The following is a 7655-nucleotide window of genomic DNA, read 5'->3' as shown; positions in this document are numbered from 1 at the left end:
GGGTATTTATCTGGTAGATAACCGCATCTTTACTCCACTGTGGATGGCTAAGCTTAACGTAAGGCTCAGGCTGATAGCGTGCATCATAATTGTCGGTCATAACCGTTTCCTTAGCTGCAGAGACCACAGTGCCGTTGCCGGGATTTTTGCCGACGCAGCCACTGAGCAGTAACGCGGCCAGCAAGCATAAAGCAGGGCCAAATTGTCGAACAGACATAACGTATGTCCTCCCTGGTTAATTATGGTTTATCATCGTTTGAATGTAGGTATCATGATCCGGCAGTTTAGATAGCGGTTCCTGCTTAATTGCCCGGATACTGGCCAGCATATCGCGTAGCTTTTCCGGGCTGAAATTAGCGGCTATCGGATGATAATCTTTCGGTTCAATCCCCTGGCCCAGCATCACCTGCAACCAGGAGCTCTCCAGAAACAAGTCGTTCTGCTCACGGAAAAGCTGACCATTGTCGGCGAAAATGGCGATTTTCTGGCGTAAACTGTCAGGAATAGCGAGCTGTTGCATATCGCGCCAGAACGGACTGTCACTGCGCTGATTGACGTGATAGTGCAAAATCAGGAAGTCACGAATTTGAGTAAATTCCAGCTCAGACTGCCGGTTATATTCATTAACCGTACTATGGCAAATACCATTGTGCGGAAATAGCTGGATAAGCCGCACCACCGCCGATTGGATCAGGTGAATACTGGTCGACTCCAGCGGCTCTAAAAAACCACTGCTCAAACCCACAGCCACCACGTTCCGCTGCCATTGCTTGCGGCGGCGGCCGGTTTTAAAACGCAGAAACTTTGGCTCAGCCAGCGCCTGACGCTCTAAGTTTGCCATCAGCAGATCAGCAGCCTGCTCGTCGCTGTAATGGGCACTGCTGTACACCAGGCCATTGCCATTACGATGCTGAAGCGGAATACGCCACTGCCAGCCGGCGCTGTGAGCAATCGAACGGGTGTAGGGCACCGTTTTTTCAAAGCGCTCGGAGGGCACCGCTACGGCGCGATCGCACGGTAAAAAATGACTCCAGTCATCATAGCCGGCGTTCAGTTTGTCCTGAATCAACAAACCACGAAAACCAGAGCAGTCGATAAATAAATCGCCACTGAGCTCCCGGCCAGCGTCCAGTACCAGGCACTTTATATCGCCATTGGCGTGCTGAAATACCTGCTGCACTTTGCCCTCATGCCGCACCACCCCCATTTGCTCGCTCAGCTTGCGCAGGTAGCGGGCGTACAGGCCGGCATCAAAGTGATAGGCATAGGGCAGTTCCAGAATGCTGTCTTTGGCGTTAATCGGCGCAAATTTGCCGGCCATCGCACACAGGTAGTTTAAGTCGTACTGCCATAAACTGCTGGTATCGCCATGCTGACGGGCCCGAAGCCATAAATGATGAAAATGACAAAAGGCCAGGCTTTTGCCAGGAGCACCGAAGGTATGAAAGTAGCCCTCGCCCGGTACCCGCCAGTTTTCAAATTTAATCGCCAGTTTAATGGTTGCCTTGGTTTCCCGTAAAAACTCGGCTTCATTGATGCCCATCACATTGTTAAACAACCGGATAGGCGGGATCGTGGCCTCGCCGACCCCGACAGTGCCGATATCTTCAGATTCCACCAGTTCAATGTCAACTGCGCCGGCTAATACTTTTTTCAGCAGCGCTGCGGTCATCCAGCCGGCGGTGCCACCGCCCAGTATCACTACTTTTTTTACTGCGTTATTTACTGCATTGCTCATATGTCATTACTCGAAAAAAAAGCCCGGCCATTAAACCAGGCCGGGCTTTTATCAGGGAGAACCTGTGCTACCTGCGGCCAGCCTGCTGCCATGGCAACAGGCGCAGCCTGGCAGAATAATCAGAACGTGTAGTTTAGTCCTAACATGTAGTTAGTACCAAAGCTCTGATACTCAGTAACCTGACGGACATCTGCACCGTTGGTTTTAAGCGTGGGCTCATCAGTGATATTCTGCACCTGGAACGTCACCCGCAGGCCGTCCAGCGCATCAATATTCGACTCACTGAAGTCATAGCCAATCTGGGCATCCCACAGTTCAGCACCGCGGTCTTCTACTGTGGTCAGAGATAAACTCAGGCCACGGGTTTCACTTAAGAACTCATCACGCTTGGTACCGGAGATCCGGAATTCAAACCCTTTATACTCGTAATAAGCGGTTAAGGTGTAAACCTCTTCTGATAAGCCGGGTACCCGGCCGCCGTCATCCAGCTTGCCGTCCATAAAGGTGGCACTGGCCACAACCCCAAAGCCATACAGCGCTTCATGGACGATCTCGAACGGCACACTGGCCTGGAACTCATAACCACGAACAAAGCCCTGTAAGCCATCAGTGACCTGAGAAATACCGCCAAGGAAGGTTGCAGGGGGCTGATTACCGGTAGCATCAGACGACTGGTGGTAGCCTGGAATATAGACGTCAGAGAAGTCGGCAAGTACCGTTTCATTACGATGCCAGTTTTTCAGATCTTTAAAGAAGAAGCTGGCGGCAATAAAGCCATTATCATGATAGTAATTCTCATAGGCCAAATCGAACTGATTGGCTTCCAGCGGCTTCAGCTGAGTATTACCGGCATTACCGCCCCAGGGACTGTTTTCCGGGTCTTCACTGAGAATATTTGAATCATTAAACTGGAACGTGACCTGAGCATTGGGTCGCAGGTTATCCATCCGCGGCCGGCTGATCACTTTAGACACAGCGGTACGTACGTACTGACGATCGGCAACTTCAACACTGACGTTCAGGCTTGGCAGGACATCGGTATAATCGGCGCTGTCACTGACCGGGGTTGCGACGGTGAAGCCCTGGGCATTGCTGGTAGTGCTGAAACCTTTACCGCTTTGCTTGGCATTAACCACCTGCACCCCAAAGTTACCCTGCACCATCATGCCGGCGACTTCGGTATTCATATCAAACTTGGCAAATAACGTGGTCAGCTCTTCTGAAATGCTGTAAGTGTCACCAAAGCGACCGTTCTCCAGCAGTGCAGCATCGGTTTCAATATAGTAACCGCTGTTATACAGACCTAAACTGTCGTACGCCGTCACGCCCTCAATGCCAATAAAGCTTAAGTCAGCCACACCAATCGGGTTAGGGATAGCGACATCGTCCGGCCAGCTTGGTGCGGTTAAGAAAGCACCATTGTTAATCTTGGTTTTAACCCGCTCCTGATACATTACGCCGGTTTCCACGCCGGTAATAATGCCCCAGTTAACAAAGCCGTTAAATTGCAGTCTTACGCTGTCCAGCGTCTCGTCGAAATCCGGCTGGTTAACAAAGCCATCCTGCGCAGTTTCCGGGCCGAAACCGGGTTCACCCTGAAAACGATCAATTGGTGACAGTGCGCCACCCCAGGCTTGTGGCCCGGCTAAACGCATCAGGCTGGCGTCAGTGTAATCAACACCCGGCAAGGTCGGGTGATCACTGTAAACCACGCCGGTCGGGGTCATTGTCCAGCTGCGGGCAGCCAGTGGCCGGCCATCAGTTCCCGCGCGACCAACACCGGAATAGCTTTCAACGTCGGTAATGGTTTTTTCCACTTCGCCGCTGGACATATCCAGCTGTGCTGTCCAGTCATCGCTCAGCTCATATTCCAGATTTAAGCCAAAGGTCAGTAAATCAGCTTCCTGACGACGGGCATCGTTACGGACAACAGAATGAAAGCCATCATAATAACCAGAGGTCACCAGTCCATTTTCGACACCGGTAATCGTATAAGCGCCGGTACCCCACTCAGCACCACCTTCTTCCAGACCGCGGCGCACATCATTTTCAACAAAGTCGATATACAGGGCGTCGAAGTTAACAGTCAGTTTGTCGGTCGGTTGATACTCGACGATCACGGCGAACGAATCGCGCTCCAGCATCGCTGAACGGGTGAAGGAGTCGTGGCCGCCCAGCACCACAGTGCCTGCTGGCACGTCTACCGGGTCGGTCGCCCGGCGCGGATTGTCCAGATTAACGTTAGCATAACCCCAGCCGCGGAACTGCTGCTCCTGCCGTGGTGTTTCCATTGACGACACTACCAGAGCAACACCCAGCGTATCATCAATAAATTTATCAACAAAGTTGACCGAAAAACGGTGACCGCTATTGTCAAAATCAGGGTTGCCTGATGACTTACCATTCTGCTCAAAATTGGCATTAAAGGTCAGGGTCGATTCGGCCGTCAGCGGCCGGACGGTTTGCAGGTCGATGGTGCCACCGATACCCTGCGCCGTAATGGTTGCATCCGGGGTCTTGTAAACCACAGCGGTTGATACAATTTCTGACGGATACAGGTCGTACTCCACGCCACGGTTATCACCCATACCTAACAGCTCGCGGCCGTTTAATGAGGTACCGACGTAGTTTTCGTTAAAGCCGCGTACCGATAAACCACTGGTGCGGCCGTTGCGACGCTCACCGGCAAGGCCAGGTAAACGTGCCAGTGACTCAGCAATGCTGGTGTCAGGCAGCTTACCAATATCTTCTGCTGACAGCACTTCCACCACCGAGCTTTCGCTCATTTTAATTGCCTGCGCTTTTTGCAGACTGCCACGGTAGCCCGTTACCGCAATCACTTCGATATTATCTTCTGTTGCCTGCGCGTTCGCATCATTATTTTGCTGAGCAACAGCCGCTGAGCTGGCGCCGGCTGCAATCAGAGCGACCGTTAGCATATTCAGTTTAAAGTTTTTCATTACCCTTGTCCCCGGTGAGGTTGTTTTTGTTCAGCAGTAAAGCAGTTCCGGTATTTTGTATCCGGTGAAAACTTACTAATCCACTTTTACTATGGTCATTTATTAAACTTATTCGGGCGTAAGCTCAATATGAATACGTATTCATAAGCAGCTTAATGCACAATGCCGGAGCAAAGCGGCTATTCCATGCACGATTACAGTGCAGGCCTTACTGATCATGCCAGCAGCAAATTTTTCAGGTCTGTCCGTTTGTGCCTGTTATCTGCTGAAATGCGGCTGATTATCCTGCTTGCCGGTACGCCCCTGCCGGCTATTTTCGCTGCATACGTATGCAGCATGTTTAACTATAGTCCAACGTTGTTTTATGCTTGCACCAATTAATGGCAGTGACGGGCAAAGCCAGGGATTTTGCTTTGCTGCCAATTCGGAGCAATGCACTATGACTATCGCGAGCCATGGTTTCTGGCGTTACCGCCCAATTGATGAGGATAGCAACAGCAGGCGTAACTGCCAGCTGGCGCTGCTAAAACAACAGATTTGCCGGCAATTGCCACAGGTACCCCGGCTAAATGACATAGCCAGCCGACTGAATGTCAGCAGCCGCTCCCTGCAGCGTTATTTGCAAAGCAGTAACACCAGCTTCCGGCAGTTAGTTAATGAATGCCGGCACCAGCTGGCGCAGCAATACCTGAAAGATAACACCTTTAATATTCAACAAATTGCTACCCAGCTTGGTTTTGAAGAACAGAGTAGTTTTCAAAAAGCCTTTAAAAGCTGGCAAGGCTGCCCGCCCGGTGTTTACCGTCAGCGCAGCAGCACAACAATAAGCCGTTCTTATCCAGGGCAACCCCTGGCCAGCCGACAGGTGATGTATGGAACCAATTAAGCAACTCGCAGCGTTAGCAGGCCTGCAGGACAGCTATGTACATGCCCAGGGGCATGTTGAGCACATTGCGCTGGCTGATCAGCAGGCGCTGCTGGAAGCCATGGGTTATGATTTAAGCAGCAGCGACGCTATTGCCAGACAGATAAGCCAGCTGCAACAACAACCGTGGGCAGAAATCGTCGCGCCAGTGCAGGTACTGGCTGAAGAACAGCCTGTTACCGTCAGGATCCAGCAGCCTGCGGCCACTGCACACAGTCAGTGGCAGTGGCAGCTTGAGACCGAACAACAGCAAAGCTATTCTGGTCAGCTGCGGATTAGCACCAGCGATATTATTGCCCGTCAGCAATTTGCCGACACCGAGTATCTGGCTGCCAACCTGAGCCTTGATGTGGAACTGGGCCCGGGCTATCACCAACTGACGTTAACCCCGCAACGCAGTACCGCCAATGCTGACAGCCAGAGCTACCAGCAACAGCTTATTGTCACCCCAAACCGCTGCTTTCAGCTGCAGGATCAGGCGGTGTTACATAAAACGATGGGCCCGGCTGTTCAGCTTTATGCACTGCGTTCCAGCCGCAACTGGGGTATCGGTGACTTTGCCGATTTAAAAAATCTGGTGGCGCCGCTTGCGGAACTCGGTAATGACTTTATTGGTTTGAACCCTTTGCATGCGCTGTATCCCGGCCTGCCGCAGGATTGCAGTCCCTACAGCCCGAATAGCCGGTTATGGCTCAATACGCTGTATGTGGCACTGGAACAGAGCCCCGAATTTGCCGAGTGCAAAAAGGCCCAGCAATTACTGCAAAGCCCGGCCTTTCAGGCCCGCTTGCAGCACTGCCGGGCCGCCGCCGATGTCGATTACCACGCGGTTAGCAGCCTGAAAGCTGAAATGGCCACGGTACTGTATCAGCATTTTAAACAGCAGCACTTAGCCAGCAACAGTGAGCGGGCCCAGCAGTTTAACCAGTTTATTGAGCAAAGTGACCCAAGCCTGCTGCACCTGGCCCGTTATCAGGTATTGCAGGCGGTGTTGTTCAGCCAGGATACCACGATGGCCAGCTGGCAGAATTTCCCGCCAGCGTATCAGAACCCGCACAGTGTCGCGGTGCAGCAATTTGCACAAGAACACACTGATGCCATTCATCAGCAGTTGTATCTGCAGTGGCTGGCCCAGCAGCAACTGGCCGAGGTAAAACAACAGTGTCAGCAACAGGGCATGGCGATTGGGCTGTATTGCGATGTGGCCGTCGGTGCTAACAGTAACAGTGCTGAGAGCTGGAGTGCACCTGAAGACTTTCTGATGCAGTTAAGCGTCGGTGCACCGCCGGATATTATGGCACCGAAAGGACAGAACTGGGGGCTGCTTGCCTACAACCCGCATACTCTGAGGCAAAAGGCTTATCAGCCCTTTATTCAACTGATCCGTGCCAATATGCGCTATGCAGGTGCGCTCAGACTGGACCATGTGATGGCGCTGTTACGGTTGTGGTGCTGCCCGCCTGGCGCAGATGCGACCCAAGGCGGTTACATCAGCATGCCGGCTGCCGATTTATTTGCCATTATGGCACTGGAAAGCCAGCGCAATCACTGCGTGGTGATTGGTGAAGACCTCGGCACAGTACCGGCAGCCATCAGCCAGTTAATGACCCAGTATCAGGTGTTGTCTTACCGGGTATTTATGCTGGAGCAGAAACCCGGCAGTTATCAGCACCGTGACCAGACCTATCCGGCATTGTCTCTGGCCACCGTTACCACCCACGATATGCCTACGCTGGTAGGCTACTGGCATGAACACGATTTAGCATTGCGCCATCAGCTGGATTTATTTCCCAGCGCCCGCATTGCTGCCAATCTGGCGCAATTGCGAAAAGACGAAAAGCAGCTGTTATGTCAGCAGTTACAGCTTGAACCGGGTAATGTCAGGCAACTGGTGCAGAACAGCCATTTGTATCTTGCCGCCACGCCTGCGCGTTTAATGGCATATCAGCTGGAAGATTTACTGCTGGTTGCCACCCCGGTTAATATCCCCGGCACCAGCACAGAATACCCAAACTGGCGGCGTAAATTGCCG

General features: G+C 52.3%; 4 protein-coding genes and 1 pseudogene. 2 read left to right on the top strand and 3 right to left on the bottom strand.

The features are described 5' to 3' along the window. From R3177_RS11635 to R3177_RS11625, 3 genes and pseudogenes are all read right to left on the bottom strand, one after another. Positions 1-217, bottom strand: a pseudogene (locus R3177_RS11635) (hypothetical protein); the annotation flags it as partial. An 18-nt stretch (positions 218-235) separates the two neighbouring features. Continuing rightward, on the bottom strand, positions 236-1738 hold the full coding sequence (locus tag R3177_RS11630) for a tryptophan halogenase family protein (protein WP_318971196.1): 1503 nt from the start codon (positions 1736-1738) through the stop codon (positions 236-238). Between the two features lie 119 nt (positions 1739-1857). Further along, on the bottom strand, positions 1858-4698 hold the full coding sequence (locus tag R3177_RS11625; protein WP_318971195.1) for a TonB-dependent receptor: 2841 nt from the start codon (positions 4696-4698) through the stop codon (positions 1858-1860). Positions 4699-5137: 439 nt separating this feature from the next. Here R3177_RS11625 and R3177_RS11620 point away from each other — a divergent pair, with 439 nt between their 5' ends. Together R3177_RS11620 and malQ are read left to right on the top strand one after the other, a co-directional pair. Beyond that, entirely contained in the window at positions 5138-5584 is a 447-nt protein-coding gene (locus tag R3177_RS11620; protein ID WP_318971194.1) for an AraC family transcriptional regulator, read from the top strand. Beyond that, positions 5571-7655 (top strand): 4-alpha-glucanotransferase (gene malQ / locus R3177_RS11615; protein ID WP_318971193.1); only part of this gene is annotated, 2085 nt, incomplete at its 3' end. The genes R3177_RS11620 and malQ, both read left to right, overlap by 14 nt.

The sequence above is a fragment of the Arsukibacterium sp. genome, assembly GCF_033722355.1.
Classification (GTDB): domain Bacteria; phylum Pseudomonadota; class Gammaproteobacteria; order Enterobacterales; family Alteromonadaceae; genus Alishewanella.
This window is presented reverse-complemented; position numbering and strand designations above follow the sequence as displayed.